Below are 1,628 nucleotides of genomic sequence, written 5' to 3'. Positions count from 1 at the left end.
CTTCCTTCGTGTTGTTTGCCCCTCGTGTCCATCGGCTGGTCACATCTTTTCGCCCGGCAACCGGCTGGCCTGCCTCACCCAGTCGGCGACCTGGGCTTCGTCGACTGGATCGTCCTCGCGGATGTCGAGGTAGCGCGTTTCCTTGGTCCTGGACTCGCCTGGGGGCAGCGGGCTGAGCGATGTTCCGCGGAAGAAGGCCACCTTGACGTAGTTGGTGAAGCAATGAATGCCGAGGAACCAGCCCTGGCCCTCGACCCCGTAGAGCGGCGAGTTCCATTTCACCGCCTTTTCGACGCTGGGGAGGCTACGCTCGATCAGCGCGTCGAGGCGGCGGCCGACATCGCGCTTCCAGCCCGGCATGGCGGCGATGTAGGCCTGCACCGGGGCGTCGCCATAGCCCTTGGCGATCTGCGGGTTGCCGCCTGAGAGCAGGACCGGCTCCGCGCCGGGCCGCTGGGCGGTGAGCTTCGATCGTTGGCGCGCCTTGGCCATCTATCCGCCCGCGCGCTGCTCGTCGCGTGACCTAGCGAGATAAGGCAGCACGAACATGTACAGGCCGGAAAACAGCAGCAGGAAGAGCGGCAGGAGCGGTGAGTAGACCACCCAAGCCGGAGGCTCCCCCAACGCCATGGCGACGAAGTTGGCGATGACGGTCACCGTAAAGGCGATCGACAGCCAACGATGAATTTGCCGAATCCATTGGCTAAGGCTCAATGCGACCTCCTCTGAAAAAGCCAACGGGAACCCTACCAGCGGGCCAATTGAGTAATCTGGACGAGATTGCCGCAGCTGTCGTTCACCTGCGCGATGGTCGAGCCGGTGACTTCGGTCGGCGCCATGGCGAAGGCGCCGCCACGTTCCTTGATGCGCTCGTGGTCGCCCTTGATGTCGTCCGTGAAGAGCATGACTGCGGGCTGGCCCTGCTTGAACATCGCCTGTTGGTAAGACTTGGCCGCGGGATTGTCGTTCAGCGCCAGCTGCAGTTCGGTCCCCTCGGGCTCGTCGGACGAGGCCACCGTCAGCCAGCGAAACGGTCCATTGCTGAAATCGGCCTTCTTGGTGAAGCCGAGAACGTCGGTGTAGAAGGCCAGGGCCCTTTCCTGGTCGTCCACATACACTTTCGCCAGCTTGATCTTCATCCTGCTTCTTCCTCTGGTTCTCGCGTTCGGGGATCACGGCGCCGCGAAGCGCGCCGGCTGGCCTCAGTCCATCCGCGCCAGCACCTGTTCCAGGGCTGCAAGGAACCTCGGCCAGCCGACGGTTGCGCCGCGGAAGTATGGTTCCTGATCGGACCGGAAGCCCGTCTGCTCCATGCGCAAATGGGTTCCCGTGCCCGTGGGGGCGAGCGTCCAGGTGACCACGCTCTCGAGATCCTTGGTGTCCCAGCTGTAGGACAGCGTCCTGTTGGGCTCGACGGTCCGGACCTGGCAATCGACGCCGCCCCAGTCCGCGCTGAGATTGAAGCGGTGGGCCACGATCGGCCTGAAATTGTTCTTCATCAACCACTCCTCGATCAGATGCGGTTGCGTCAGCGCGCGCCAGATCTTTTCCGGCGGATAAGGTATCTCCCGCTCGACGACTATGAAGCGTGTTTCGGTAGCGGCATCGTTCATTGATCTATCCTTTTG

Annotated in this window: 4 protein-coding genes; all 4 read right to left on the bottom strand. The window is 63.0% G+C overall.

Features of this window, described 5'->3' with window-relative positions:
- Nucleotides 1-39 precede the first annotated feature (39 nt).
- On the bottom strand, nucleotides 40-492 hold the full coding sequence (locus EN742_RS34380) for a DUF1801 domain-containing protein (RefSeq protein ID WP_126054920.1): 453 nt from the start codon (nucleotides 490-492) through the stop codon (nucleotides 40-42).
- The gene (locus EN742_RS34375; protein ID WP_126054919.1) at nucleotides 493-714 is read right to left on the bottom strand and encodes a hypothetical protein; all 222 of its coding nucleotides are present in this window, start codon (nucleotides 712-714) and stop codon (nucleotides 493-495) included.
- Nucleotides 715-746: 32 nt separating this feature from the next.
- Nucleotides 747-1,139 carry a VOC family protein gene (locus EN742_RS34370; protein WP_126054918.1) on the bottom strand — a complete coding sequence of 131 codons (393 nt, stop codon included), beginning with the start codon at nucleotides 1,137-1,139 and terminating at the stop codon, nucleotides 747-749.
- A 63-nt stretch (nucleotides 1,140-1,202) separates the two neighbouring features.
- Nucleotides 1,203-1,613, bottom strand: coding sequence for an SRPBCC domain-containing protein (locus EN742_RS34365; protein WP_128333839.1), 411 nt, complete (start codon nucleotides 1,611-1,613; stop codon nucleotides 1,203-1,205).
- Nucleotides 1,614-1,628: the final 15 nt, after the last annotated feature.

This window comes from Mesorhizobium sp. M4A.F.Ca.ET.020.02.1.1, from assembly GCF_004022645.1.
In the GTDB taxonomy this organism is placed as follows: domain Bacteria; phylum Pseudomonadota; class Alphaproteobacteria; order Rhizobiales; family Rhizobiaceae; genus Mesorhizobium.
Note: the sequence above shows the minus strand (reverse complement) of the source record. Positions and strands in the feature narration are given on the sequence as shown.

What these genes read in the sequence shown, in the direction of transcription:
- EN742_RS34380 (WP_126054920.1), bottom strand. Translation starts at nt 492, where the DNA reads ATGGCCAAGGCGCGCCAACGATCGAAGCTCACCGCCCAGCGGCCCGGC.
- EN742_RS34370 (WP_126054918.1), bottom strand. Translation starts at nt 1,139, where the DNA reads ATGAAGATCAAGCTGGCGAAAGTGTATGTGGACGACCAGGAAAGGGCC.
- EN742_RS34365 (WP_128333839.1), bottom strand. Translation starts at nt 1,613, where the DNA reads ATGAACGATGCCGCTACCGAAACACGCTTCATAGTCGTCGAGCGGGAG.